18 protein-coding genes and 1 tRNA gene are annotated in these 26,903 nt (G+C 46.6%); 7 read left to right on the top strand and 12 right to left on the bottom strand.

The features are described from left to right. Both JGK16_RS13630 and JGK16_RS13625 read right to left on the bottom strand, forming a co-directional pair. The coding region (locus JGK16_RS13630) for a DUF4347 domain-containing protein (protein WP_293190941.1) at positions 1-1,366 on the bottom strand (1,366 nt) is incomplete at its 3' end. Positions 1,367-1,616: 250 nt separating this feature from the next. Next, complete coding sequence (locus tag JGK16_RS13625; protein ID WP_293190939.1) at positions 1,617-1,784, bottom strand: hypothetical protein; 168 nt, start codon at positions 1,782-1,784, stop codon at positions 1,617-1,619. A 679-nt stretch (positions 1,785-2,463) separates the two neighbouring features. Here JGK16_RS13625 and JGK16_RS13620 point away from each other — a divergent pair. Then, positions 2,464-5,577: a TIGR03032 family protein gene (locus JGK16_RS13620; protein ID WP_293190937.1), complete on the top strand. Its 3,114-nt coding sequence runs from the start codon at positions 2,464-2,466 to the stop codon at positions 5,575-5,577. A 124-nt stretch (positions 5,578-5,701) separates the two neighbouring features. Here the strand turns inward: JGK16_RS13620 and JGK16_RS13615 are convergent, their stop codons facing one another. From JGK16_RS13615 to JGK16_RS13585, 7 genes are all read right to left on the bottom strand, one after another. Next, positions 5,702-6,601 (bottom strand): ABC transporter ATP-binding protein, encoded by a 900-nt coding sequence (locus JGK16_RS13615; RefSeq protein ID WP_293190935.1) that lies wholly within the window; start codon positions 6,599-6,601, stop codon positions 5,702-5,704. 54 nt (positions 6,602-6,655) lie between these two features. After that, positions 6,656-7,429, bottom strand: a complete 774-nt coding sequence (locus JGK16_RS13610; protein WP_293179837.1) for an ABC transporter permease — start codon at positions 7,427-7,429, stop codon at positions 6,656-6,658. Between the two features lie 364 nt (positions 7,430-7,793). Continuing rightward, a complete protein-coding gene (locus JGK16_RS13605) occupies positions 7,794-8,831 on the bottom strand; it encodes a hypothetical protein (RefSeq protein WP_293179840.1) in 1,038 nt (345 codons plus the stop codon). A 94-nt stretch (positions 8,832-8,925) separates the two neighbouring features. Continuing rightward, positions 8,926-9,636 carry a hypothetical protein gene (locus JGK16_RS13600; RefSeq protein ID WP_293190933.1) on the bottom strand — a complete coding sequence of 237 codons (711 nt, stop codon included), beginning with the start codon at positions 9,634-9,636 and terminating at the stop codon, positions 8,926-8,928. Positions 9,637-9,920: 284 nt separating this feature from the next. Beyond that, a complete protein-coding gene (locus JGK16_RS13595) occupies positions 9,921-10,391 on the bottom strand; it encodes a Uma2 family endonuclease (protein ID WP_293179979.1) in 471 nt (156 codons plus the stop codon). A 203-nt stretch (positions 10,392-10,594) separates the two neighbouring features. Next, positions 10,595-11,620 carry an ABC transporter permease gene (locus tag JGK16_RS13590; RefSeq protein WP_293179846.1) on the bottom strand — a complete coding sequence of 342 codons (1,026 nt, stop codon included), beginning with the start codon at positions 11,618-11,620 and terminating at the stop codon, positions 10,595-10,597. A 226-nt stretch (positions 11,621-11,846) separates the two neighbouring features. Beyond that, a complete protein-coding gene (locus tag JGK16_RS13585) occupies positions 11,847-12,191 on the bottom strand; it encodes a hypothetical protein (protein ID WP_293179849.1) in 345 nt (114 codons plus the stop codon). A gap of 987 nt (positions 12,192-13,178) precedes the next feature. Here JGK16_RS13585 and JGK16_RS13580 point away from each other — a divergent pair. Beyond that, a complete protein-coding gene (locus JGK16_RS13580; RefSeq protein WP_293179982.1) occupies positions 13,179-16,586 on the top strand; it encodes a PAS domain S-box protein in 3,408 nt (1,135 codons plus the stop codon). 229 nt (positions 16,587-16,815) lie between these two features. Here JGK16_RS13580 and JGK16_RS13575 read toward each other — a convergent pair whose 3' ends face one another. The 3 genes from JGK16_RS13575 to JGK16_RS13565 all read right to left on the bottom strand — a co-directional run bounded on the left by JGK16_RS13575 (position 16,816) and on the right by JGK16_RS13565 (position 19,845). Beyond that, positions 16,816-17,883 (bottom strand): ABC transporter permease, encoded by a 1,068-nt coding sequence (locus JGK16_RS13575; protein WP_293179852.1) that lies wholly within the window; start codon positions 17,881-17,883, stop codon positions 16,816-16,818. A gap of 476 nt (positions 17,884-18,359) precedes the next feature. Next, positions 18,360-19,493: an AI-2E family transporter gene (locus tag JGK16_RS13570; RefSeq protein ID WP_293179855.1), complete on the bottom strand. Its 1,134-nt coding sequence runs from the start codon at positions 19,491-19,493 to the stop codon at positions 18,360-18,362. Between the two features lie 202 nt (positions 19,494-19,695). Next, on the bottom strand, positions 19,696-19,845 hold the full coding sequence (locus tag JGK16_RS13565; protein ID WP_293203169.1) for a hypothetical protein: 150 nt from the start codon (positions 19,843-19,845) through the stop codon (positions 19,696-19,698). 166 nt (positions 19,846-20,011) lie between these two features. On the opposite strand from JGK16_RS13565, the gene JGK16_RS13560 reads away from it, so the two are divergent. The 5 genes from JGK16_RS13560 (at position 20,012) to JGK16_RS13540 (ending at position 26,805) form a co-directional block, all read left to right on the top strand. Then, positions 20,012-21,799 (top strand): efflux RND transporter periplasmic adaptor subunit, encoded by a 1,788-nt coding sequence (locus tag JGK16_RS13560; protein WP_293179858.1) that lies wholly within the window; start codon positions 20,012-20,014, stop codon positions 21,797-21,799. A gap of 404 nt (positions 21,800-22,203) precedes the next feature. Beyond that, positions 22,204-22,371 (top strand): hypothetical protein, encoded by a 168-nt coding sequence (locus JGK16_RS13555; protein ID WP_293190931.1) that lies wholly within the window; start codon positions 22,204-22,206, stop codon positions 22,369-22,371. Continuing rightward, complete coding sequence (locus tag JGK16_RS13550; RefSeq protein WP_293190929.1) at positions 22,361-25,471, top strand: efflux RND transporter permease subunit; 3,111 nt, start codon at positions 22,361-22,363, stop codon at positions 25,469-25,471. Before JGK16_RS13555 ends, JGK16_RS13550 begins: the two co-directional genes overlap by 11 nt. Positions 25,472-25,731: 260 nt before the next feature. Beyond that, positions 25,732-25,803: transfer RNA gene (locus tag JGK16_RS13545), tRNA-Gly, on the top strand. A 54-nt stretch (positions 25,804-25,857) separates the two neighbouring features. Continuing rightward, complete coding sequence (locus tag JGK16_RS13540; protein ID WP_293190927.1) at positions 25,858-26,805, top strand: rhodanese-related sulfurtransferase; 948 nt, start codon at positions 25,858-25,860, stop codon at positions 26,803-26,805. The last annotated feature ends 98 nt before the right edge of the window (positions 26,806-26,903 follow it).

The raw sequence follows: 26,903 nt of genomic DNA, 5'->3' as shown, positions 1-26,903 counted from the left end.
TGGGGGTGGTAGCTCCCGTGGGGGTGGTGTTGAGCAGGATGGAGGCGTTGTTGCTGCCGAAGTTCGCCACAGCTAAGTCTGGTTTCCCGTCGCCGTTGAAGTCGCCGATGCTGACGGAGTAGGGGTTATTGCCAGTGGTGAAGTCTACTTTGGGGGCGAAGGTGGGGGTGGTGGCACCGATGGGGGTGGTGTTGAGCAGGATGGAGGCGGTGCCGCTGGAGATGTTCGCCACAGCTAAGTCTGGTTTGCCGTCGCCGTTGATGTCGCCGATGCTGACGGATGAGGGGCGACTGCCACTGATGGAGCTGACGGATGGGGGGCGACTGCCAGTTGGGAAGTCAACTTTGGTGGCGAAAGTGGGGGTGGTAGCTCCCGTGGGGGTGGTGTTGAGCAGGATGGAGGCGGTGCTGCTGCCTAAGTTCGCCACAGCTAAGTCTGGTTTCCCGTCGCCGTTGAAGTCGCCGATGCTGACGGATGAGGGGCCACGGCCAGTTGGGAAGTCAACTTTGGTGGCGAAAGTGGGGGTGGTAGCTCCCGTGGGGGTGGTGTTGAGCAGGATGGAGGCGTTGCCGATGCTGCCTAAGTTCGCCACAGCTAAGTCTGGTTTGCCGTCGCCGTTGATGTCGCCGATGCTGACGGATGAGGGGCGACGGCCAGTTGGGAAGTCAACTTGGGTGGCGAAAGTGGGGGTGGTAGCTCCCGTGGGGGTGGTGTTGAGCAGGATGGAGGCGGTGTCGCTGGAGTAGTTCGCCACAGCTAAGTCTGGTTTTCCGTCGCCGTTGAAGTCGCCGATGCTGACGGAGTTGGGGTTATTGCCAGTGGTGAAGTCAACTTTGGGGGCCAAGCCTAGTACGCCGCTGTAGGTTTTGAGGGCCTTGGGGTTAAATGGTACTCTTGCTTCTATAGGACCTGTTTGTATTTCTAGGTTCCAGTCTCCCCCTAATTCAGTGCTGCCGGTGAGGTTGGCTGAGGCGGCGATGTCTGCACCTGTGATTTCACTGAGTCGTTTGAGGAAGTTTTTGCCTGTTTCTCCTTTGGCTACTTCGCAGCCATATAATAGGATATCTCCGTTTTCTGTGAGGGAATTTCCCCACTGTTGGAGTTGGGTACTGAATTTTTCTAAGTTGCTGTGATTCAGGGTTTCTGTGCTCAGGTTGATGCTGCCGGGGCTGCCGTGGGAAATGATATGAATAGCTGCAACATTACTTTCGGCTGCTAGGGCTTCGGTTATTTGTGCGATGCCGCTGATGCGGTCATCTAAAATGACTATTTTGGCGCCTTCATCTGCTCCTTTTATCAGGTGTTGATAATTCTCTACGGCCGAGTCTAGGAAAATGATTTGTTTCTGTACGGTTGGTAAGTTCATTGTAGGTACAATTGTGGATATCTATTGTTGACATACAGCTCCGACAGGAGTTAAGCTCCCTATTACAGGGAGCGATTTCTCGCTCCAGATAACTGATACAAAATCTGGGTTTACTACCCGTTGATGGTATTTTTGGTCATGGCGAATCCAGCGAAGCGGCAGCCCAAAGGGCAGCCTTCACTAACGCAGAGACTTAAAAGACTTGCGAAGTGCAGCACAAAATAGTCCGCGGTCAGTTATCAAGGGATATCTAACCTGGATCTGCTACGATCGTGGGAAATGAACGCAGAAAACTAACTACGTTTGCTTGTAGCTGCCAGCAGATGACTAAACTCCCGAACGGACCAGTCATCACCGGGTGAAAGCGTGGATTTTGACGCTGCAAAGCTGCCAGCAAAGTAAAAACTGAGCGTGGCACTCCCGCTGGGAATTATGATATTAATTACTGCCTATTTGAGTTCACTCGTGGCAGTTAGATGCGACCTAGTAAAATATTTACAGCGCTTCTGAGCAAGATAAGGTACACCCGATCGTACCGAGAACCGAATTTGCAAGGATGTTTTTCTACCCGATCTAGTTGTGGAAGGCTATAGATGCACTTATTTTTTTTACCATAGTTTGCAAAATATTGCAACCCTTTCTCCAAATTTACTATATCTCTAAGAATGCCGATCGCGCCTTGACTTTTGCTTTGTATTATGGGTCTGCATCTGGGGAACTGACAAGTCGGATCTCAGATCGAACTTATCCCAAATCCGCTTTGGATACATACCTAGGGCTTGCGCGACGAGACAGGATAAGTTTTTCACCACAGGCACGCGCCAACATTTGCGGCTTTAGTTCGAGATGAAGGATTTATAAATAATATAAATAACCGGGATTTAGTATGATATTATTTCCATCCTATCTTTATACCCAATAAAAATAATTGGTGGCGCGGACACCAAGTCTGTACTGCGAACTAATCTTAGGGCACTCGATCGACCGGATGCCATCTCAATTCCCAGATCATTAATTTGAGGCAATTATTGCCAGCGAACCAGGTGCTAAAATAATTGCGATACTTAAATTGTTAACATTCGATCGAACATTAACAAATGTCTCAAAGTAATTCCGCAGAAATCATGTACGATCGCGCCCTAACCCTCCAAAAACAAGGTGACTGGGAAAGCGCGGAAAAAGAATACCAGCAGATAATCGCCCAGCAACCTGATTGCGCGCCCGCCTATTTCCAACTGGGAAATGCTAAGTTAGTCAAGCAGGAATGGCTTGGGGCGATCGAACTTTACCGCCAAGCTTTAAATCGCGAACGTCGCTACTCTCAAGCATGGTACAATCTAGGAGTATGTTGGGAAAATTTAGGAGAAATTGAGGAGGCGATCGGGGCTTACCAACAAGCTGTAACGTACAATCCTAATTATGCGATCGCCCTTAACAGTTTAGGAGTCTTGCTTACCCAACAAGAAAAACTCCTCGAAGCTAAAACTTGCCATCAAAAAGCTGTAGAATTGCAACCAGATTCTCTTACTTATCGCGGCAACTTAGCTAACCTTCAATATCGCTGCGATGAAAACAGCGAAGCCGCAGCCAACTATCGAAAAATTTTGCAACTTGATGCGAATAATATCAATGCAATGGCAGCTTTGGTAAAAATCAATCAAGGAATTTGCCAGTGGGATACTCTCGCAGCCGACAGCGAAAGAATGTGGCAAATCGGCGCAACTTTAATTGAGCAAAATAACTTACAAGATTTATCTATTTTTGATTTTGTGATGTTTTCACCCTTTACGGCTGACAGACATCTCGCAATTACTCGCTACTTCTCTCAACTTACCAGCAGTAGAGTTAAACAAAATTATTTTCCCCCTCACATTCCTCCGGCTACATCTCCCAAAACTTTGCGAATCGGCTACATCGCCGGTGATTTTTACCAACACGCTTTAACGCATTTAATGGGTGAATTATTCGCTTTGCACGATCGCGCTAAATTTGAAGTATTTGCCTACTCTCTCGGCCCCGACGATGGCAGCAATGAACGGCGAAAACTAGCAGCAGATTGCAACAAATTTACCGATTTGCGGGGAATGCTGGCGGAAGCAGCAGCCGAAACAATCTATAATGACGGCATTCATATTCTCATCGATATGGGAGGCTACACCCTGTATTCTAATCCGAGAATTGTTGCCATGCGTCCCGCTCCGATTCAAATTAATTATTTAACTTATGCTAGCACTATGGGTGCTGATTTTATTGATTACATTATCACCGATAATATTGTAACGCCACCGCGCCTTGCCGAGTTCTTTAGCGAACAATTTATTTGCCTGCCAGACTGCTATCAAATTAACAACAATCGGCGAGTTTGTCCGGCAGAAGATCCGCAAATTAAACTTAAAAATCCCAAAGCTAAATACGGCTTTCCAGAAAATACCTTTGTCTTCGCTTGTTTCAATCACAGCCGCAAAGTTGAACCCGTAATTTTTAGCGTGTGGATGCGGATTTTAGAGCGCGTACCTGATAGCGTGCTGTGGCTGTTAGACAGCAATCCCGAAGCCACAAACCGCCTGCAAGCTGAAGCTAAATTGCGCGGAATAGATCCCAAACGCTTGATTTTTGCACCGCGATTGTTTCAGGAGGAACACCTAACTCGCCACATTTGGGTTGACTTATGTCTCGATACTTTTTATTGTAACGCTCATACGACGGGTAGCGATGCTTTATGGATGGGAATTCCCTCGATTACTTGTCCTGGTGAAACTTTTGCCTCGCGGGTGGGTGCGAGTTTGTTAAATGCAGTGAATTTACCGCAATTGGCAGTCAATAATTTAGAGGAATACGAACAATTGGCAGTGCATTTAGCAACTCACCCTCAAGAGTTGCAAAAGCTAAAAGATTACCTCAATGAAAACCGCCGACAATTGCCGTTGTTTGATACTCATCAAACCGTGCGGCATTTGGAATTAGCCTATCAAATGGTTTGGGAAAGATATCAATCCGGTGAGTTGCCGGGGGCGATAAGTGTCCCGCAATTAGAAAAAATAGAAACAGCAGATTTACCGAGGAATTTGACAACCAATTCGTGCGATAATTTAACTAATACAACAGCGGAAAAATTAGCAAATATAACAGATAAAAATATGGAAAACGGCCAGCAGCGAGAAACGATCGGTAGTGCGGATGCGCCGCATAGTTTAATTGGCGATCGCGATTTACCAGCTTGGTTAAATTCTCAAAATATCTCCCTGGCTTGTACTACCTATCAAACTAGCAGGTTAATGTTAATTGGGAATAATCCCGAAACCAATACAATTTCTGGATATTGGCGAATATTCGATCGCGCAATGGGACTTTTCTGCACGCCGGAACGCCTTTATCTCAGCTCAAAATATCAACTCTGGCAATTAGATAATGTGCTGGCTGCGGGTGGACAACATCAAGGTTACGATCGCCTTTACATACCGCGCATCGCCCACACCACAGGAGATATCGACATTCACGATATCGCTGTTGATAAAAATAACCAAATTCTGTTTATCAGTACCTTGTTTAATTGTATCGCTACTTTGAGCGATCGCCACAGTTGCAAACCTTTATGGAAACCACCGTTTATCTCACAATACATCAACGAAGACCGCTGTCACCTCAACGGTTTGGCAATGGTGGATGGAGAGGCAAAATATGTCACAGCGTCGAGTCAGTCGGATGTGGTGGATGGTTGGCGCGATCGCAGAAAAAATGGCGGTATCGTGATTGATGTCGCATCTAATGATATCATCGCTACGGGATTGTCGATGCCGCATTCACCTCGCTGGTATCAAGATAAGTTGTGGTTGCTGAATTCGGGGAGAGGAGAATTTGGTTATGTCGATTTAGAGACAGGGAAATTTCAGGCGATCGCATTTTGTCCGGCATATGTCCGAGGATTGGCTTTTTGGCAAAATTGGGCGATTGTTGGATTGTCGAAACCGAGGGGTGGTGACAATACTTTTAGCGGTTTAGAGTTGGATGAGTTGTTGGTAGCCAAAGATGCTGAGGCTCGCTGCGGTATGATGGTGATAGATTTGACTACTGGTGCGATCGTACATTGGTTGCGGTTTGAAGGAGTTGTCACGGAACTTTATGATGTGCAGGTGATTCCTCAAGTGCAAAAGCCAATGGCTTTGGGTTTTCAAACGGAAGAAATTGCTCAGTTAATTACTTTGGAACTTTAACCGCTGATGGTGGCGGATGGACGCACGGGTAGCTAGAAACCGGGTTTTTGCGAGAATACTTCGTTACTGTCGGTAAAAATCGTAAAAACCCGGTTTCTTGGATTGTGCGCGAGGGTCAGAAATGTTAAGATAGAGTTTGTTTTGTAACCTCTACATAAATATGTTCTAACCGCACCGGATAGCGAGCTATTGAATCAATAGAAATCCCATCAAAACGCAAAATAATATCCTTTAATTCCAAACGTTCCGGCAGCCAAAAAGCCAAATCGCTACCGTAGCGGCGGGGAATAAAACTGTATTCTGCTGCGCGGGCGATGACTTCAGCTTCTGCGTCGGTTTTAACCACAATAATTTCCTGAGCCGGAATTAGTTTTTGCAACTCCTCCAAACTGCCCTCAGCCACAATACTACCATTCTTTAAAATCCCAATTCTCTGACACAAACGCTCAGCTTCATCCAACAAATGAGTTGTTAGCAAAATCGTAATTCCTTCCGATTGCAAACGCTGAATCAACTCCCAAATTTCATAACGAGCCTCAATATCTAAACCAGTTGTCGGTTCATCTAAAATTACTAATTTAGGCTGGTGAACCAAAGCCACCGCAATATTCAAACGGCGCTGCATTCCTCCGCTCAAAGTTTCCACCGGACTTTGAGCTCTATCTATCAAATTTACTGCTTTTAAGCATTGTTCTACTTGATATCGGCGCTGTTGGCGCTCTAAACCATAAATTTGAGCAAAAAAATTGAGGTTTTCTGCACAGCTAAGGCTTTTGTAAAGCAAATTTTCTTGAGGCGCTACACCGATTAACAGTTTAGTAGCTTCCGAAACAGGTTCGCCATTGATGAAAACCTTACCGCTGTCAGCATTTAGCAAATTGCATAAAATATTGATAGTTGTAGTTTTGCCCGCCCCATTTGGCCCCAGCAAACCGTAAATTTCGCCAGCTTGAATGTGCAGTGTTAAATCGTTAAGCACTGAACGTTCGCCGTAAGCCTTATTTAGCTTTTCTATTTGCAGCACTGCTTAAAATCTCCTAGTTTTTTCTCTAAATTATCTTTGAATTCCCTGATTTATTTAAAGTCTTCTTTCTACTCTTAACATCCGCCGATATGACAGCCATCCGCCTGCGATCATCGAAATAGCAAATATGAATAAAAACCAGAAGTGCGATTCAATATCCGCAAAATCTTTGCCGTTAGCCCACACGCCTATCAGCGCTTCGTTCATATGATAAATCGGATTGTACTGGGCGAGATCCAGCAGGGTTTTGGGGAACAGCGCAGTTGGCAAAAATGCACCTCCTAAAATCAACAAAGGAACGCCGAAAGCGGCTACTAGCGAGTTGACATCTTCCGTGCGCCTCGCAAACTGCGTCCCCAGAATAAAGCCAACTCCTACGTAGGATACAATGCTGAGTAGAATAATCGCGCATCCTAACAGAATAGATCCTTGAAATTGTGCTCCCAAACACGCTGCGATCGTGTATACTAAAAGTACCTGACCGATGCCGATCGCGCTGTGAGCCAGAAAAATTCCTAAAAAGTAGGAAGTGCCACTCAGGGGGGAAACAAATAAGCGCTTGAGAGTATGCTGTTCTCGCTCTGAGACTACCGTGGCTACACTGCCGCCGAGACAGCTAAAAAATAAAGCGGCTCCTACTAAACTTGCAGGTGCAGCACTTTCAAAGGCTTTGGCTGTGGTGAGATTGGCGCGTTCTTTTAAAATTAAACCATTGATTAGCAAGATAGAAATTGGAAAAATACTCCACAAGACTAAGCTGCGCCGCCGCCTTCCCAATTCAATTAAAATTCGCTGCGCTACTGCGAGGGTTTCATACCAGTATTTCATAGGGATTGTGTTAGCATTGTAAGAATTGGAAATTGACATCAAGTCCGAAAAGAATCAACACAATCAAATTGGTTCGTAGTGAGGACTTTAGTCCGCATCAATCCGAGGACTCGCATTCCGAACGATCAAATTGGTTCGTAGTGAGGACTTTAGTCCGCATCAATCCGAGGACTCGCATTCCGAACGATCAAACCTTCTTGATGGCATTGAATTTACCGGAAATTATATGATTATTGATAATAACGCCACGGCATATTATACCATAGAAATACTAAGAATGTTAAATTTCAATAAAAAACCCGCCCGCGCGGGTTTTGTGATTTGACCAGACTAGGTTTTAAATTTTCGGTGTCTGTCGCTGCGCTCATTTAATACTAAAGTTCGTACCTCTGTAACATCCTTGAAAAGAAGTTAAACTTGTACGGTTTGTCTGTTCGAGTTTAGTCACGAGGGAGGGAGTATTACTTTCAGGATTTGTACCCCACTTGTAAATAAAGTCGCCGATGTAGTTTCCGGTTGCTTCGTAGCTGTGCACTTGTATCGGAATTCCCGAAACTCCTGAAACTGTTTGGTTGTTGTATCCGTTAACAATGATTTTCTCGATAACTGCTCCGGGTTCTACAGTCACGTTCCAGTTGACTGGTTCGTAGGCCGAAAGTGCAAGTATTATTGGCTTGTTGCGGCGTTCTACTTTGACTTGGATAGCACTTTTCGACAAATTTGCCTTCCCGTGTTCGGCATTAGCTTCGTAAACACCAATCAAATGAAGTTCTTTGTCTCCGGTTGACGAACCAACATAGGCTGAAAAATCGTCGGAACCGCCAATCCCGCAGTTGGCGGCCGAACTAATGGGGGAAGTAAAAGTTGTTTTTTCGGCGAGTTTCTGCTGCACCGTCGGGACTACCCACCAACCGGTTCCGACTCCTAAAGCACCTATTAAAGCAGCGGCAATTCCGAAAGGAATGACGTTTGTGAGGTGGCGAAAGGCGGTTGTTGCAGTTACTTGGGCTCGGGTTTGCTGCCAAGTTTCAGCAGTTTTTCCGGCATTGCCGCCATCTAGACAAGCTAACAAAGCTAAACTTTCCGGCTGTTCGAGCAGACTTTGAACTGCTTTCCCTTCCCCAACGTAGAGATTTCGAGTTTCGGTGTCTAACAGCAGCCAGTAGCGATCGCCCTCGCCGAAGTTGTACTCTTGTAGCGCAGGCTGAACTAAATCGTGCTGCAAAAATACCAGCCAAGCCATGTTATTGCCAGTTCCGACTATTTTGCCGTCGCTGAAAATAAGTTGGTCGATGTCGGGTTCCCACCGCCAAGCTACCCAGCGACTGTCTCCTCGATAGCCGAGGGATTTTTCGAGTTGCGGATGAGCGGTTATTTCTAAGCGTTGAACTAAGTTTGACACAGTTGGTCTCCTCAACTACGCGCGATCGAAGCTATCCCAAAGGGTAGGGAATCGCTACTTCCAGTCTTAGCTTAACTTATCCGGCGATCGTCCTTCAAAAACTACCCGTGCCGTTGCCCGTGGTACTGTTGGGAGACACATTGTTGCTGGGATTGGTATTCGGCGAAGTTCCCGGATTGAAATTATTCTGTTGATTAGTATTCGGCGAAGTTCCCGGATTGAAATTATTCTGCTGATTGGTATTCGGCGAAGTTCCCGGATTGGCATTATTGTTGGGAATTGTATTCGGCGAACTTCCTGGATTCAGATTATTCTGCTGATTAGTATTCGGTGAAGTTCCCGGATTGGCATTGTTGTTGGGATTAGTATTCGGCGAAGTTCCCGGATTGGCGTTGTTGTTGGGATTAGTATTCGGTGCAGTTCCCGGATTTGCGGGATTTGCGGGATTTGCGGGATTTGCGGTACCAGCAGGAGTAGTTATCGGGGCGCCGGCAGCATCTCTGGTAACGCTGTTGGGGTTCGGGGGGGCTGCTGGATTAGCTGCATTGGGGTTATTTCCAGGAGCATTGGCTGGGTTGGCGGCTGCGGGAGCAGTGTTTTGGGGAGCAGCGTTGGTGCCGCACAAGCTGACTAAATCAAAAGTTGTACCGCTTGGGGTTTCGATGAAGCAAACCGGCACATCTACTCGCGGGTTTGAGGCCCTGGGAAACTGGCCCGTTCCGGGCATGGGACGGCTAAAGGCGACTTGTGCCATCAATGGAGTCAAGGCAGCCGATAGAGCGGCTGCGAGGCGCAATAATCTCATCAGCACTTCCTCAAATGTTATATTTATTGGATCCACTATGCCTTATAAACTGCCAAGTGTCCTCATTCTGAAAGCCGATCTTTTTTACCAGAAAGAATTGGTTGAAAGCCCGCCCGCCTTCGAGGGAGACATTAAAATCAGAGTATTCATTACTCCAATACTCAGACTTCTGGGTAGAGGTAGCTCTCCAACTGTCAACTGTCAACTGTCAACTGTCAACTGTCAACTGTCAACTGTCAACTGTCAACTGTCAACTGTCAACTGTCAACTGTTTACAAATCCTCCTAGAGAGCCGCCACTGCCTGCAACATCTCGCGCACGCAGAAAGTACACTTAGAAAAAGCTGAGAGCGCCACAGTCGAATCCTCTGACAAAATCATTTGACTCCGGTACCCGTCGTCTGAGGGTTCTCGAAATACATGAAGCTGGCGTTGGTGGATATCTAGCACCCAAAAATCGTCAATCTGCGATGCAGCATAGATATCTCCTTGAGTCTCGCAGTCATTTTGAAGCGTACCATCGACTATTTCGATCAGCAGATATATCTCCGAGGCGATGGGATGGCGGTCAGTATAGCGCAGGGCGTCTGGCATCACAACTGCGATCGACGGTTTTGCTTGGGCATCGCCTAACTGAATTGGTAGCTCCACCCGCACTAAAACCTCATCTCCTAACAGCTTTTCCAGCAACTTCTGAATAAGTACAATCGCTGTAGCATAATCGGTTCCCTGTATTTTCATTTTTTTGACAATCAGTCCTGCAACTAATTTTACTTATTGTGAGTTTAATATTTTAGTCGATCGTACCTAATAATCTTCCACGCATATCAAAGGAGCAGATAGCCGGGGAGTGGGAGATTGGGAGAGGGGGAGAGGGCGAAAATCTTCATTCTTTATTCTTTTTTTTGTCAACTGTCAACTGTCAACTGTCAACTGTCAACTGTCAACTCTTCCTTCATTTAGTATCTAATTCGCGGGTCAATGTAAGCATTTAAAATATCAATTACAATACTAGCAATTACTACAATTCCCGCAAAAAACACCACAATACCTTGAACAGTTGGATAATCTCGCAAGCTAATCGCTTCATAAAGACGATTTGCCAGCCCCGGCCAAGAAAAAGTAACCTCAGTTAAAATAGCACCACCCAACAGTGCAGCAAAAGTCAGTCCCAAGACAGTAATTACCGGAATCAGCGCATTTTTGAGAGCGTGAGCCCATAAAATTTGCAATTCAGGAATTCCGCGAGCTCTAGCTGCTTCAACATAATCTGCTTGCAAAGTTTGCTTCAGATTCACCCTGACAATTCGCTCAAAAATGCCACTCAAAAGAATGCCCAGCGTCAAACTCGGGAGTGCCAAATAATGCAAACTTGTGAAAAACTGACCGGGGTTAGCGCTCAAGAGACTGTCTACAGTGTACAGTCCCGTGTAGCCTTGGGGAGCTGGGAATGTTACCGGAAACCGAGTTCCCAACGGAAACCAGCCCAACTGTACGGCGAAAATCAACTGCAAAACCATGCCAGCCCAAAAAGCCGGCAGCGAGTAAGTAATAATCCCAAACAAACGGCCTGCTGCATCGAAAATAGTGTTGGGGCGGGATGCCGCCAGGGAACCGATACTGATGCCGACAATTAAAGCTATGGCCATGCTACAAACTGCTAATTCGACTGTCGCGGGGAAATAGTCTCCGATAATTTGCCAGACGGTTTGGCCGCGAGTGGTGATGGAGGTTCCCAAGTCGAAGCCCAGCAAGTCTTTCATGTATTTTAGATATTGCTCCCACAGGGGTGCGTCGAGGCCTAGTTGGGTTCGCATTGCTGCTTTGGCGGCGGCGGGTGCTCGCGAGCCGAGAATGGCATCTATGGGGTCGCCCGGAGTGGCCCGGAGTAACAAAAATACTGCTGTGGTGATTGTCCACAACATTAGGGGTGCGAGTAGCAAGCGGACAAAAATATAAGATTGCAGGGCTTTTGAACGAGACATAGGAATTGGGAATTGGGAATTGGGAATTGGGAATTGGGAATTGGGAATTGGGATTTGATTTTAGTGATTGTCGATCGACTTTTTGCCAATTCCAGATTTTCCGATTGCGAGCATCTGCATGGTGCTTTTATATTATTGCTGTCCCCGCTCGCGTATTGTATAAGAGAGCAGGGACGATCGCACTCAAACAAAAAAAGGCTTTTTACGAAAATGAGATGCTTCCTTCCTATTCGCCCAGTAGCGATTCAAATGCAGCTTGCAAAGACTTGATATCGCCTACTCTGGCTACTAACAAGTTTTCGCTGCCGGCATCCTGCAATCTATCCTTCCAATACTGGATGCTATCCGAGTTGTTCATCCAGAAACTAATCACGGTATTTACAACTCGATCGACATCCCAGCCGCGATAGGGAGAAATTATCTCTACCGATGCTACAAAAGAATCGAGAGTACACTTTCGGTTTCCCAAGTATTCTACACCTGACGGCTGCTGTTGTTGCAGTAATTCCTGCTGCTGGTTAAAAAACGTTAAAGTTGGAGATACGCCCAGGATTTCAAATGTATAGCTCATGTTATCCTCCCGAAGTATTATTTTGCTCAAAGGTCGATCGCGTAGCGGGGCGTAAGCCATTGTCCACAAAAGCCAAAAACACTTGACATTACGCAAAAATAGGTACACATGGCCGAGGCTCATGGAGGTCGCACCCAAAATTTTAGACTCCTGTTCAACCTCCTCGATCGAGGCGAGTAAATCTAAAATCTAAAATCTAAAATCTAAAATCGAGTGACGTTGCTGCCCTCGATGCACCACAAGATCCTTTAATTACAGTCTTGGCGTGCGATCGCGCTTTTGCCCGCTTATTCTATGAATAGCAAATTTTTTAACAGTCTGGTGTCAAATAACTTACATTTTTGACATCCCCCAGCCATTGAAAATTCTAATCTAATTTGTATTAACCAGCGGTAAGGCAGGCAACCTGCACTCGGAGAAAGCGATCCGATTTTAGGTTAAAGATTTTAGAATTGGGAATGACTGATGAATTAAGGAGTTGTATGCTTTTTTGACCTGGTGTGAGTTTTGGGGCTGGAGTTCGGGAGCATCTCATTTTTGTAAAAAGAATTTTTTTATAGTGCGAACTCGTATAGCTCGCGTATTATACGATACGCGAGCTCCCGACAGCACTATTAAATGCAAAACAGAGATGCTCCCTTGGAGTTCTCGATCGCGATCGCCAGATTCAGGAAAGTAGTACCATGATTAATATTACAATTTTTTTACAGTAGTGCTTGAAACCTCAGCGAAGTTTTGACCGGGCGGCTACCCCAATTCAATATTGCTGTGGGACTTTGTATAGCGGTTCTCACAAAGATGAGGTACGTTGTTGGGCTTCAGCCCTCTTGGTTTCAGTGGTTATATAACCTGTCAGTCATACCTCACCTTTTTGAGAAAGGCTATAACTTATACTATCTAGGGCATCTTGGAAACGACAAACGATACGCAAACCTCGTAGGTGTCAGAATAATATTGATGTTATTGAAAACTCTGAGCCGTCGTCTGATGAAAAGCTCGCCCAAGATGTCACTGAGCCTCGTCTTGCTGATGCCGCTGGTGGTGCAAATCTCCGTAGCAGTCGGCGTCACTGGATGGCTGTCTTTTCGCAACGGCCAGAAAGCCGTCAATGACCTTGCTACCAGGTTGAGCTTGGAAGTCGCAGCGAGGACTAAAGAAAATTTCCGCAGTTTTGGAGAGGTGTCTCACCTGTTCCTGCAAATGAATAATGCTGCGATCGCCTCTGGAAACCTAGACCCTGATGACTTCCCCAACTTAGAGCGCTTTTTTTGGAATCAGACCAAGCTGAGCGATCGCACTACAACCATCTACTACGGCGACGAACAGGGCAAATTCCTCTTGCTCAAACGCGAAGCAGATGAATTAGTATACATCAGAGACGAATCAACTGCTCCCAACCGCCAAATTTATCGCCTCGACAGCAAAGGAAACCGCACTGAGCTAATCAAAACCGCCCCCTACGACCCCCGTACTAGACCGTGGTACCAAGCTGCCAAACAGGCAGAAAAAGCCACCTGGTCTCCGATCTACGTCTTCACTGCCTCGCCAGTTCTCGGCATTACGCCGGTGATGCCGATTTACACTGAAACAGGAAAACTGCGGGGGGTATTGGCAATTGACCTGACTCTTTCTCAAATCAGCGATTTTCTCAAAAGTATCAAAATTAGCCCGTCAGGAGAAGTTTTTGCGATCGAGCGCAGCGGGGAAATAGTCGCCAGTTCCACAGATGAATTGCCGTTTATCACTGACAACAAAGGACAAAAACGGCTGTTGGCAACACAGAGCAAAAATTTGCTAATTCGATCGGCTTCCACATACTTGCAAACACGATTTGGCAGTTTTGAAGAAATTGACAGCCAAGGACAGTTTAGCTTCGATATAAAAGGCAAACGTCAATTCATTACGGTCGCTCCCCTGCGAGACGGCCGCGGTCTCGATTGGCTGATTGTCGTAGCAATCCCGGAAGCAGACTTTATGGAGCAAATTAACGCCAACACTCGCACAACTATTTTATTGTGCTTTTTTGCCTTCATACTGGCGATCGTCCTGGGAATTTTCACATCTCGCTGGGTTGTCACACCAATTACCCGATTGCTGGAAGCTTCCAAAGCTTTAACAAAAATGTCCGAAGCTGCCGACTTCACCTCCGCCGAATTAGACGGCGAAGTCGAAGTCAAAGGCGTCAATGAACTCGGCGTCCTGGCTCAGTCTTTCAACCAGATGGCCAGACAATTGCGATCGTCTTTTGTAGCCCTAGAACGAACCAACTCCAGTTTAGAACAGCGAGTAGCAGAGCGGACTGCCGAACTCGAAGCCACCGAAGCAGAATTGCGGGCTTTGTTTGCAGCCATGAACGAATTAATTGTAGTTGTGGATGCCACCGGTCGCTATTTGAAAATCGCGCCCACAAATATGTCGCTGCTCTACAAACCAGCAGCAGAATTAGTTGGTAAAACTATCGGAGAGCTGTTCCCGCAAGCTACAGCAGACAATTTTCTCAACCACATTCGAGCAGCCTTAGATAGTCAGCAAACAGTTAGCATCGAGTACGATTTAACCATTAACGACCGCGAAATTTGTTTTGCCGCCAGCATTTCGCCGCTTTCAGAAGAATCCGTAATTTGGGTGGCTCGCGACATTACCGAACAGAAGCGAGCCGAATCAGTGCGGCGGATGAGGCAAAAACAATTGCTCAAACAAAATACGGTTTTGCTAGAATTGGCAAGAAATAAAGCGCTATATCGAGGCGATTTGCAAGTAGCTTTAAGAGAAATCACCGAAGCGGCGGCTCATACCCTAGACGCAGAAGCAGCCGGAGCGTGGTTGTACGATGAAAGCCGATCTAAATTGCAATGTCTAGACCAATTTCACCGCAGCAACGGCGAGCATTCCCAAGGTGCCGAACTCGCAGCACCAGACTATCCAGCTTATTTTAAAGCTTTGGAAGAAGACCGGACGATCGCAGCCGACGACGCTCTCTCAGATATCAGAACCAGAGAATTGGTATCATCTTACTTTGCAGAAGGCGGCACCACATCCACATTGGATGCGCCGGTGCGATTGGGAGGACATACAGTTGGAGTCCTCTGTATCGAACAGGTGGGAAGTGCTCGCCACTGGACAGTAGAAGAACAAAATTTTGCTGCTTCCCTCGCAGATTTGGTATCATTGGCGATCGAAGCCAGCGATCGCGATCGGACACAAAACGCCCTGCGTCAAGCAGAACAAAAATACCGCAGCATCTTTGAAAACGCAGTCGAAGGCATTTTTCAAACCACCCCCGAAGGTCGCTTCTTGAGCGTAAATCCATCCTTAGCCCGCATCTACGGCTACGCCACTCCCGAAGAATTGACATCAAATCTCACCAACATCAGACAGCAAACTTACGTCAATCCTCAACAACGCGAGAAGTTTATGCGAGTGATGAAAGAATCTGGACAAATTTCGGGGTTTGAGTCAGAAGTTTACCGCGTTGACGGCAGCATAATTTGGATTTCCGAAAGCGCCCGTGCAGTGTGCGACACGCGCGGTGAGGTAATCTACTATGAAGGTAGTGTCGAGGATATTAGCGATCGTAAAGTCTTTGAATCCGCCTTGCAACTCGCCCTAGAAGCAGCCGAAGCAGCCTCCACCGCAAAAAGCGCATTTTTAGCAAACATGAGCCACGAACTGCGGACGCCCCTCAATGCCATCATCGGCTACAGCGAAATGCTCCAAGAAGAAACCGAAGAATCCGGCTACAATGAACTCACCCCAGACTTAGACAAAATCCGCACATCCGGCCGACACTTGCTATCGCTAATAAACGACATTCTCGACATTTCTAAAATCGAAGCCGGTCGCATGGATCTCTACTTAGAAACCTTCGACATCGCCACCTTAATTGAAGAAGTCGCCGACACCGCCGCGCCACTAATTGAGAAAAATCATAACACTTTAAACTTACAGCAAATAGGCAATATCGGCACTATGCACGGTGACATTACCAAACTGAGGCAGATTTTATTGAATTTGCTAAGCAATGCCGCCAAATTCACTCACAATGGTACAATTACCCTCAGCGCCAGCCGAGAACAAATCGCCGGCTACAGCAGCGAAGCGACACCACAAAACAGTTCGGAACCTGCGGTAAATTCTCCATCCTCAAATCCCAGTAAAGAATTTTTAGTAGTTAATTGTACAGATACAGGAATTGGCATGAATCCCGAGGAATTGCAGAACATTTTCCAACCCTTTATCCAAGCAGACGCTTCTACCACGCGCAAATACGGCGGCACTGGTTTGGGACTAGCAATCAGCCAGCGTTTTTGCCTCATGATGGGTGGCAATATTTCAGTAAACAGTCAAGTCGGTGTTGGTTCTACTTTTACCATCCGCTTACCTATTAATACTTAAACAAGTAATTGGTCATTGGTCATTGGTCATTTTTTGCTTCGTCATTACCAATTCCCCATTACCAATTCCCCATTACCAGAAAGAATTGGTTGAAAGCAAGAAAGCGAGTGAGGGAGAAATTAAAATCCGACTATTCATTACTCCAATCCTCTTCCTTCTAGGTAGAGGTCGCTCTTAAACTGTCAACTGTCAACTGTCAACTGTCAACTGTCAACTGTCAACTGAACAATTACCTTTGAATGCTTCTCGGATCGAGAGCATCCCGCAATCCATCCCCCAATAAATTGAACGCCAAAACAGTCAAAATAATCAGCGTCGCCGGAGGCCAAACCAACCAGGGCTGCAACACTATAATTGAAGCATTCGTAGACAAAGATAGCAAATTTCCCCACGAAGGATCGGGCTGTTGAATTCCCAAACCAATCAAACTCAAAACCGACTCCGCCACAATAAAACCCGGAACCGACAAAGTAGCAGAAATAATTACATAAGTTGCAGTTTGTGGCAACACGTGGCGGACAATAATATAAATTGGGTTGGCGCCCATAGCCCGCGCCGCTTGCACGAATTCTAGCTGTTTAATTGACAGTACCTGACCGCGAATTACCCGCGCCAAACTCGCCCAACTGATAAATGAAGTAATCAGCACAATCAAAATAAATCGCTGAGCACTTGTCAATCCGGGCGGAAGGACTGCCGCTAGAGCTACTAATAAATAAAGACCGGGAATCGTCATCAATACTTCAGCAAAGCGCATTAAAATACTGTCAATCCAACTGCCGAAATAACCAGATATTCCTCCGATTAACAATCCTAAAGGAAAGGAAATTGCTATACCAACTAAACCAATACTGAGGCTAATGCGGCTGCCCTGTACTAAGCGGCTGAATTGATCGCGAGCTTGTTCATCAGTGCCTAAAAGGTTAATTTTACCTTCTCCTGTAGTGCCAAACAGGTGGATATCCCAAGGCAAAATTCCTAAAAACTTATAGGGAGAACCTTTGACAAACAAACCAACAGCAGATGGTTTTTGCCAGTCTACAATTACCTCGCGAGCGCCCGTATTCGCATCCACCGGCCCCTGAGCAGTCGGGTAAACGTGGGGGCCGATAAATCGCCCGTCTTTGGTGCTTAAATAAATCTGAGTTGGTGGCAGCAAGGAACTGTTTAATTGAGAGTCGTAGGGGTCGTAGGGAGCCACAAATTCGGCAAAAAGTGCGACTGTATAAAAAATTAACAGCACTACGGCTCCCAACCGAGCTAGAGGATTATTTTTAAGATTTTGCCACCATTTCATAAGTTTTAGGTTTGAGATTTTAAGTTGGTTCGTAGTAAGGACTTTAGTCCTCCCAGGTTCGTAGTAAGGACTTTAGTCCTCCTAGGTTCGTAGTAAGGACTTTAGTCCTCCCAGGTTTGTAGTGAGGACTTTAGTCCTTTGCGAGCGTTTTTTTCGGAGAGTAAGAAGCGGTTTGAGGAGTGCGAGCGTCCCCGCTCGCTACATATAAGGAAGCGAGCGGGGACGCTCGCACTCACATAATAGCAAAACTGAGATGCCCCTAATCCTTTCTTCACGGAATCAGTAGCAAGGGCTGAATTCGTTACTAATACAATTTTTAGCAGAAAGAATTGGTTGAAAGCCGGAACCCTTGTAGGGAAAAATTAAAATCAGACTATTCATTACTCCAATCCTCTTCCTTCCTTTGTCAACTGTCAACTGTCAACTGTCAACTGTCAATTGAATGAAGGACTGAAGTCCTTACTACAAACCTTAAACTATTTTTTTTCATCGGCTACCAAAATTATTCTATTTTCATTTTCGGCAATTTTCCCCAATTCCTCGCCGTTAAAAGGATTGTAGAAAAACGAACCTGTTTGCGGAGGTAATTTGGGATTGAGTACAATTTCCACGATACTTTTGACCACCCCAGTCAGGGGAATTGCCAGGATAACTCCTAACAATCCTCCCACTCTACCTCCTAAGAGCAAAGCTGTAAAAATAATTACCGGACTCAACCCCGTGAGATTGCCCATAATTCGGGGTGCTACTAAATTATCCTTGATTTGCTGGAGACCGATCGCAACTGCCAACACTTGGAGCGCCAGCCACCAATCGATAAACGCTACAATTATACTAACAGTGCCGATGCCCAGCGTCGCTCCGATAAACGGAATTATTTCTGTCAATCCGATAAACACGGCAAACAACAGAAAAAACGGCACTTGCAGCCACCAAAAAGCCAGAGTTAGCGAGGTCGCCATAAAGAGTCCCAGCAATAACTGTCCCGAGACAAATCGCTGGAGGTTTCGCTGCAAAGTATCTGTGAGAACATAGCGAATATCCGGCGAAAAAATGCTGGTCAAACCCTGCCAAACTCTTTGACCGTCTAGCAGCATATAAAATGAAATTACCAGGATAAAAATTAAGTCGAGAAACCAGTTAACTGTACCGACAACTAAGCCTAAACTTGTACCTGCGATTGCTTGTACTTGTTCCTGGACTTTGGCTGATAACTGCTGTTCCAATATTTGCACGTCAAATGGTAAATTGCGATCGGCACTCCACGCTTGAAATTCGCCTAACTGCTGCCGCGCTGACTCCAGCAAGTCCGGGAACCTCACCCCCAACTGTCTCGCTTGACTGAATACGGGCGGTACAATAGTTAAACCGATGACTGCGACTACCACACCCGCCATCAAATAAACCAGCCCCGCAGCTATTCCCCGCGGCAAAAATACTTGCAGTCTGATTACTGCATAATTTAATAAGAATGCAATCAGTCCCGCTGTTACTAAAATGCTGACCAGTTCCCCAACATAATTGATAGCAGTCAGGGTAAACCATCCAGTCACTAGCACTAGCAACCAAGTAATTAGAAACTGTTGGACGGGAGTAAATACACTATTCATTGTGATTTTATCAATTAAACTGGCACAAGTTTTTTAGCTTCTGTGCCGTATTATACAACAAAGATATAGCAATCCTAAATGAATCGTATTTTTTTTACCCCACCCCAACCCTCCCCTTAGTAAGGGGAGGGAGTAAGAAGAAGTTCACAAATGATTTAGGATCGCTATATTAAACTATAGATTAGCAATAATCAGTTCAATATTAGATTAAATTCTTTTGGCAGTGATGAATTGGTGATGGTAAAAACGCTCTGGGACAGAAAATCTGAGTCCGATCGCCCTGCAAGCGATCGCAAATCGCGCTAAGATTACTCTGCCTCAAAATCCCGATCGAGTCAAAGGTCGATCGCACAACCTCGGATCGAAATCGCGATTATCAGGTGAAATGGCGCCACACTCACCCACAAGGAGGAGGCGCGACCGATCGCACGCTCAGCTAAAATAAATTAGATATTAAAACCGCAATCTTTCTTTACAATATCAAAAACCCCAGGCTCAAACCGGCGGGAGGAACTACCGTGACGAATCAAGTTTTTTCAGAAGCAGAAGAACAGCAACCGCTTGTCCCCGTGCAGAGCGGGCGCGACAGCAAATCAGCAGTGGATGCGCCTGAAACTGGCATCTCAGATACCTCTCGCTGGCACTTCTCCTCTGAAGAAGATGAACGAGAAATAGCCTTAGAAGTTCCAGACGAACAATCAGAAGTTTCCGAAGCTGAAGAACCAGAAGTTCCTCCCAGTAAAGGACTCAGGTGGCAGACGCTGTTGGCGGGCGCAGGGATTGGCGTAGCTGCAACGCTGTTAGCAGTACACTTGACTGCGGGCCAGAAGAGCGCGCGTCCCCCAGTTGCAGCCCCAGCGGCGGCTCAGCAGGGGACGCATCAGACGGTGACAGTGGCTGCTGTGGAATCGGCCGAGGTGGCTCAAACTCTGGAAGCGACGGGGACTGTGGCGCCCTACGATTTGCTGCCGGTGCTGCCGCAAGCCAACGGTTTGCAAATCAAGCAGGTTTTGGTAAAAGAAGGGGATGCGGTAGAAAAAGGTCAGGTAATGGCGGTTTTGGATGATTCGGTGCTGCGATCGCAAATTGCCGAAGCCACTGCTAAGGTAGAATCGGCAGATTCTACGGTAGAACAAGCGCAAGCTCAGGTGCAACAAGCCCAGTCAGCCCAACAAGAAGCCCAAGCCGGCGTTGCTCAAGCCCAAGCCGGCGTTGAAAAAGCCGTCGCTGACGCAGCGCAAGCCAAAACGGGCGTGGGCCAAGCTCAAGCAGGTGTCGAGCAAGCCAAGGCTAGTGTCGAGCAAGCTAAGGCGGGGATTGCTTCTGCTGAGGCTAAATTAGCTCAAGCTCAAAGAGAAGTAAATCGCACCCAAAATTTGGCTTCCCAGGGAGTAATCAGCCAGCAAGATTTGGAAAAGCGCAAAACCGAGCGAGATACTGCTGTTCAAGATGTGAACAAAGCTAAGGCTGATTTGAATAAAGCTTTGGAAGAACAGAACAAAGCGGCGGAAGAAGTGCGATCGGCTCAAGCTAAAGTAGCTACAGCAGAAGCTAATATCAGTACGGCGAGAGCGGCCCTCAGCAGCGCCCGCGCTAAGGTGAATACGGCCGGCTCTGCTGTCAGCAGCGCGCGCGCAAATGTCGGGAACAATGCAGCAGGTGTTCGCAGTAATGATGCGCGAGTGAAACAGTTGCAAACTCAACTCGAACAAACAATTGTCCGAGCGCCGGACAGCGGTATTGTATCTGAAAGAATTGGTCGAGTTGGTGATGTTTCTTCGGGAAGTCAAAAACTATTTTCGATTATTCGAGGAAACAAGCTGGAACTGCAATTAAAAGTACCGGAAACTCAGGTTTCTCAAGTGCAGCCGGGAACGGCGGTGCAGATTACTTCGGATTCTGATAAGCGGATTAAGTTGTCGGGAACTGTGCGAGAAATTTCGCCGTTAGTTGACCCGCAAAATCGGCAGGCTACGGTGAAGATTGATTTGCCGACAAGTGAGTTTTTGCGATCGGGAATGTTTTTGCGCGCCTCGATTTCGACGGCGACGGCTCAAGGTTTGAAAGTCCCTGCTAAGGCTATTTTACCACAGTCTGACGGCAGTTCTATTGTTTACAAACTTGTAGGCGAGGACAAGGTGCAGGCTCAACCTGTGGAAGTTGGAGAGATTACTGGGGGCGCGGTTGGTGATTTGACGACTGCTCAGGTTCAGATTAAAAAGGGGTTGAAGGCAGGCGATAAAGTGGTGGTTGCTGGGGCTGGTTATCTTAAGGATGGCGATCGGATTAAGGTCAGCAGTCAGTAGACAGTTGGTAGTTGGTAGTTGGCAGTTGGCAGTTGGCAGTTGGCAGTTGGCAGTTGACAGTTGACAGTTGGCAGTTGACAGTTGGTAGTTGACAGTTGGTAGTCATTATTTATTGTAGGGTGCGTCAGGTGAGAATTTGGCGACGACAGACTAATAATTTTCCACGCTAAGCACCTTACGATTAGTTGCTTACTACTACATATTTGGAGCGGGCTCTCCGGCCTACTCCACAAGAATTTTAAGGAGAAGATTAGTTAGTTAGTTAGTAGATATTTGGAGCGGGCTCTCCGGCCCACCCCACAAGAATTTAAAGAAGAAGATTAGTTAGTTAGTAGATATTTGGAGCGGCTATCCGGCCCACTACACAAGAATTTAAAGAAGAAGATTAGTTAGTTAGTAGATATTTGGAGCGGCTCTCCGGCCCACTCCACAAGAATTTAAATAATAAGAACTATATTACCAATTACCAATTACCAATTACCAATTACCAATTACCAATTACCAATTACCAATTACCAATTACCAATTACCAATTACCAATTACCAATTACCATTCCAATTATGTCTTTTAATATTTCGGCTTGGTCGATTAAACAGCCTGTCCCGACGATTGTTTTATTCTTAATTCTGACAATCGGGGGATTAGTATCCTTTCCGGTTTTAGGCATTGATGATTCACCGAACATCGATGTGCCTTCAGTTTCGATATCTGTCAGCCAACCGGGGGCAGATCCAGCCGAACTTGAATCTCAAGTTACGAAAAAAGTAGAAGATGCTGTGGCGGGTTTGGGCAATATTGACCACATTATTTCTACTGTTAATGACGGTTCTTCTAATACTACAGTTAACTTTTTGTTGGGCACAAATAGCGATCGCGCTACGAATGATGTCCGAAATGCGATCGCCCAAATTCGCCAAAGCCTGCCCCAAGACATCAACGATCCAGTCGTCAAACGGGTGGAATTTGCCGGTAGTTCCATTATGTCCTACGCCGTCGTTTCCGATCGCCAAACCGTAGAACAGTTAAGCGAATTAATCGACCAAAACATCAGCCGCGTCCTGTTGTCGGTCAAAGGTGTCGCTCAAGTGCAGCGAATTGGAGGCAGGGACAGGGATATTCGAGTTGATTTAAACCCCGAACAACTGCAAAGTTTGGGGATTACAGCTACCCAAGTTAACGACCAAATTCGCAATTTTAACATCAATCTTCCCGGTGGCAGAACTGAAATCGGCAATTCCGAGCAAACAGTTCGCACCATCGGCAGCGCCAAAACTATCGAACAGTTGAAAGCTTATCAAATTACTTTACCAAAAGGCGGTTTTGTGCCGCTTTCCAGTTTGGGAAAAGTTGACGAAGGCTATGCAGAAGCGCGTCAGGGTGCGCGGCTCAATAACAAGCCTGTTGTAGCTTTTGCTATCCTCCGCAGCACCGGCAGCACTCTCGTGACTGTGGAAGAAGCGGTGCGGGCAACTGTTAAGAAAATGGAAAAAACTTTGCCGCCGGATGTCAAGCTTGAACTTATTTATACTTTAGCAGATCACATCCGAGATTCCTATGAAGCTTCTGTTGATGCTTTAGTTTTGGGGGCGGTTTTAGCGATTGTCACGATTTTTATATTTCTGCGGGATTGGCGGGCGACTTTGATTGCTGCTGTGGCTTTGCCGCTGTCGGCAATTCCTACTTTTGCTGTGCTGAGAATGGTAGGATATACGCTTAACGGCATGACTTTGTTGGCGCTGTCGCTGGTGGTGGGTATATTGGTCGATGATGCGATCGTCGAAATTGAAAATATCGAACGCCACGTCGGGATGGGGAAAACGGCTTATCAAGCTGCTTTGGATGCTTCTGCTGAAATTGGTTTAGCTGTTGTTGCTACCACGATGACGATTGTTTCGGTGTTTGCACCGGTGGCTTTTATGCCGGGAATTCCTGGTCAGTTTTTTCGACCTTTTGGCGTGACGGTTTCGGCGTCGGTGTTATTTTCGCTGTTAGTAGCCCGCACTGTGACTCCGATGATGGCGGCTTATTTATTTAAGGAGAAAGGACATCATGAGGAACTTAAAAAAGACCAACTTTCTTATCAGTACCGCCGACTTTTGACTTGGGCTCTGAAGCATCGGGCGATCGTCCTAATTTTAGCTGTTGCTTTATTTTTCGGCAGCGTTCAGTTAATTCCTTTCATTCCGACTGGGTTTATCGATCGCGATGATACCGGACTTTCGACTGTTTCCATTGAATTACCGCCCGGTTCCACCTTGTCACAGACAGATTTAGCAGTGCAGCAAGCAACTAAATTATTGCTCGCCCATCGGGCCGTAAAAAGCGTTTTGGAGACCGAAGGCGCTCCGACAGTATCCGGGGGGCCAGGTGGTGGCGGAGGGGGCGCTAGTGGCGTAAATACAGCCAGTCTGTACGTGAAATTGAAACCCGCCAATCAGCGGATCGGACAACAGAAGTTTGAGGAGGAAATGCGGCCGAAACTTGCCGATGTTCCCGGTGTGCGGCTGAGTTTTGCTCAAGGGCGTGTGGGCGGTAGGAAGCAAATGTCGATCGTCCTCAAGAGCGAAAATGCGGAGGCTTTAACCAAAACTGCGGAAACTCTGACGCAACAAATGAGGCAACTTCCGGGACTGATTGAGGTACAATCTAGCGCGAGTTTAGTCAAGCCGGAAATTTTGGTAAAACCCGATCCAAATCGGGCGGCGGATCAGGGAGTTTCGGTGCAACAAATTGCTCGCACTGCTTCTTTGGCAACGATTGGAGATATTGACTCAAATCTTGCTAAGTTTGATTTGCCCGATCGACAAATTCCGATTCATGTGATGTTGGCGCCGCAGTTTCGCAGCGATATCGAAACAATTAAGAATCTGCAAATACCGGGTAAAAATAATACTTTAGTACCGTTGAGGGCAGTGGCGGATATTGCTTTGGGTAGCGGGCCTTCTCAGATCGATCGCTATGACAGAGCTCGTCAAGTATCTGTAGAGGGCAATTTGTTGCAAGGTACGACTTTAGGAGAAGCTGTTGCTGCGGTGAAAAAACTGCCTGCAATGAATCCTTTACCCCCTGGCGTGGAACAAGAATCTTCGGGCGATGCAAAAGTTATGCAGGATATTTTCAGCGGTTTTGCGGGGGCCTTGGGAACGGCGGTACTGTTTATTTATGGTGTGTTGGTGCTGTTGTTTGCCAATTTCTTGCATCCGGTGACGATTATGGCGGCATTACCTTTATCTTTGGGTGGCGCGCTGTTGGGACTTTTGGTAGGACAAAAATCTCTCGGTTTGTACGCTTTGATTGGTGTAGTGTTGCTGATGGGAATTGTGACGAAGAATTCGATTTTGCTGGTTGATTACGCGATTATGAATCAGAAGGAAGGCGAACCGATGTATGAGGCGACGCTGGATTCTGGTGTAGCGCGGTTGCGGCCGATTTTGATGACAACGATCGCCATGATAGCTGGGATGGTGCCGATCGCGCTGGGAATTGGCGCGGGATCTGGGGTGCGGAGTCCGATGGCGATGGCGGTAATTGGCGGTTTGATGACTTCTACGCTATTAACTTTGGTGGTAATTCCGGTGGTTTATACCTACATGGATGGCTTGCAAGTCTGGATTTTCGATCGGGTGCGGGGGAAGAAAAGAGGCCAAGGGCGATCGAATATCTCCGGGTAGGGAAACGGGCACTGCCGTCTCTTCCTGCGTCAGGAGAAGGCTTTTGGAGTGTACGGTGCGTCAGATCTCAGGTTTGTCCGAAAAATTCCGGCGATCGAGACTGACGCACCCTATTAATTTTGCCGCCATGGGCGATCGGCAACCCCAAAAAATAATTCTCAAAATCATTGACTCAAAATCACAAAATCGTCGTATAATGTGTGTCTAGTCATTATTTACCGCAATCCCTAAAAAGTAAAAGCCAGTAAAACAGACTAAGCGCGGACGTAATTCAGTGGTAGAATGTCAGCTTCCCATGCTGAACGTCGTGGGTTCGAGTCCCACCGTCCGCTTTAACTGAATTTTCATACAACTATGAAAATCAATTAGTGCTATCAATTCGATCTATGGCTAATTTCTTAACCGCTGCATTATATAAATTCGTTGAACTATCCGATTTTGCCGAGCTGAAAGCACCGCTAATCGATTGTTGCAATAAAAACAACGTCAAAGGCACCATCTTGTTAGCAGCCGAAGGCATCAATGGTACGATCGCCGGTTCATCCGAGGGCGTGCGCGCAGTGCTGGCATTCTTGCGTAGTGACGCGCGTTTTGCTGATTTGGTTCACAAAGAATCTTTCTCAGAAAAAGCACCGTTTTACCGCCTAAAAATCCGCTTAAAACGCGAAATCGTCACGATGGGAATACCCGATATTAATCCATCTCTCATGGCTGGCAAATATGTCAAGCCCGATGAGTGGAATAAGCTGCTTGACGATCCTGATGTTGTCGTAGTTGATGTGCGTAACGACTACGAAGTATCTATGGGTACTTTTGCAGGCGCTATCAATCCCAAAACCAAAAGCTTTTCCGAGTTACCTGAATGGGTGCAGCAAGAAACTGCTTTGCGCGATAAACCCAAGGTGGCAATGTTTTGCACGGGTGGCATTCGCTGCGAAAAATCTACTGCTTTTTTGCGATCGCAAGGTTTTCAAGAAGTCTATCATCTCGAAGGCGGGATTTTAAAATATTTGGAAACGGTTCCGGAAGCAGAAAGTCGTTGGGAAGGTGAATGTTTTGTCTTTGATGAACGGGTTTCTGTTGTTCACGATTTAAAACCTGGTAACTATGAACTTTGTCGCGGTTGTCGTCACCCGATTAGTGAGGAAGATAAGGCTTCTGAATTTTTTGTCCTGGGCGTGAGTTGTCCTCATTGTCATGACTCGAAAACCGAAGCTAAAAAACAAGCTTTATTAGAGCGGCAGCATCAGATTGAGCTTGCTAAGCGTCGCAACGAAGTACATATGGGCGCGTGCTATGATGCTAAGGAAAAATCCGATGGTGCGATCGACTAAAAGGTATGTTGTTGGGCTTGAGCCCCAAGAGCGCTGAAGCGCAACTACGTACCAAGAAAGGTATGTTGTTGGGCTTGAGCCCCAAGAGCGCTGAAGCG

This window comes from Microcoleus sp. PH2017_09_SFU_O_A (assembly GCF_020738625.1).
In the GTDB taxonomy this organism is placed as follows: domain Bacteria; phylum Cyanobacteriota; class Cyanobacteriia; order Cyanobacteriales; family Microcoleaceae; genus Microcoleus.
The sequence above is the reverse complement of the archived record's forward strand: the minus strand, read 5'-3'. Positions and strand labels throughout refer to the sequence as shown.

What these genes read in the sequence shown, in the direction of transcription:
- JGK16_RS13540 (WP_293190927.1), top strand. Translation starts at nt 25,858, where the DNA reads ATGGCTAATTTCTTAACCGCTGCATTATATAAATTCGTTGAACTATCC.
- JGK16_RS13585 (WP_293179849.1), bottom strand. Translation starts at nt 12,191, where the DNA reads ATGAGCTATACATTTGAAATCCTGGGCGTATCTCCAACTTTAACGTTT.
- JGK16_RS13575 (WP_293179852.1), bottom strand. Translation starts at nt 17,883, where the DNA reads ATGAAATGGTGGCAAAATCTTAAAAATAATCCTCTAGCTCGGTTGGGA.
- JGK16_RS13580 (WP_293179982.1), top strand. Translation starts at nt 13,179, where the DNA reads ATGAAAAGCTCGCCCAAGATGTCACTGAGCCTCGTCTTGCTGATGCCG.
- JGK16_RS13590 (WP_293179846.1), bottom strand. Translation starts at nt 11,620, where the DNA reads ATGTCTCGTTCAAAAGCCCTGCAATCTTATATTTTTGTCCGCTTGCTA.
- JGK16_RS13600 (WP_293190933.1), bottom strand. Translation starts at nt 9,636, where the DNA reads ATGAGATTATTGCGCCTCGCAGCCGCTCTATCGGCTGCCTTGACTCCA.
- JGK16_RS13550 (WP_293190929.1), top strand. Translation starts at nt 22,361, where the DNA reads ATGTCTTTTAATATTTCGGCTTGGTCGATTAAACAGCCTGTCCCGACG.
- JGK16_RS13620 (WP_293190937.1), top strand. Translation starts at nt 2,464, where the DNA reads ATGTCTCAAAGTAATTCCGCAGAAATCATGTACGATCGCGCCCTAACC.
- JGK16_RS13570 (WP_293179855.1), bottom strand. Translation starts at nt 19,493, where the DNA reads ATGAATAGTGTATTTACTCCCGTCCAACAGTTTCTAATTACTTGGTTG.
- JGK16_RS13610 (WP_293179837.1), bottom strand. Translation starts at nt 7,429, where the DNA reads ATGAAATACTGGTATGAAACCCTCGCAGTAGCGCAGCGAATTTTAATT.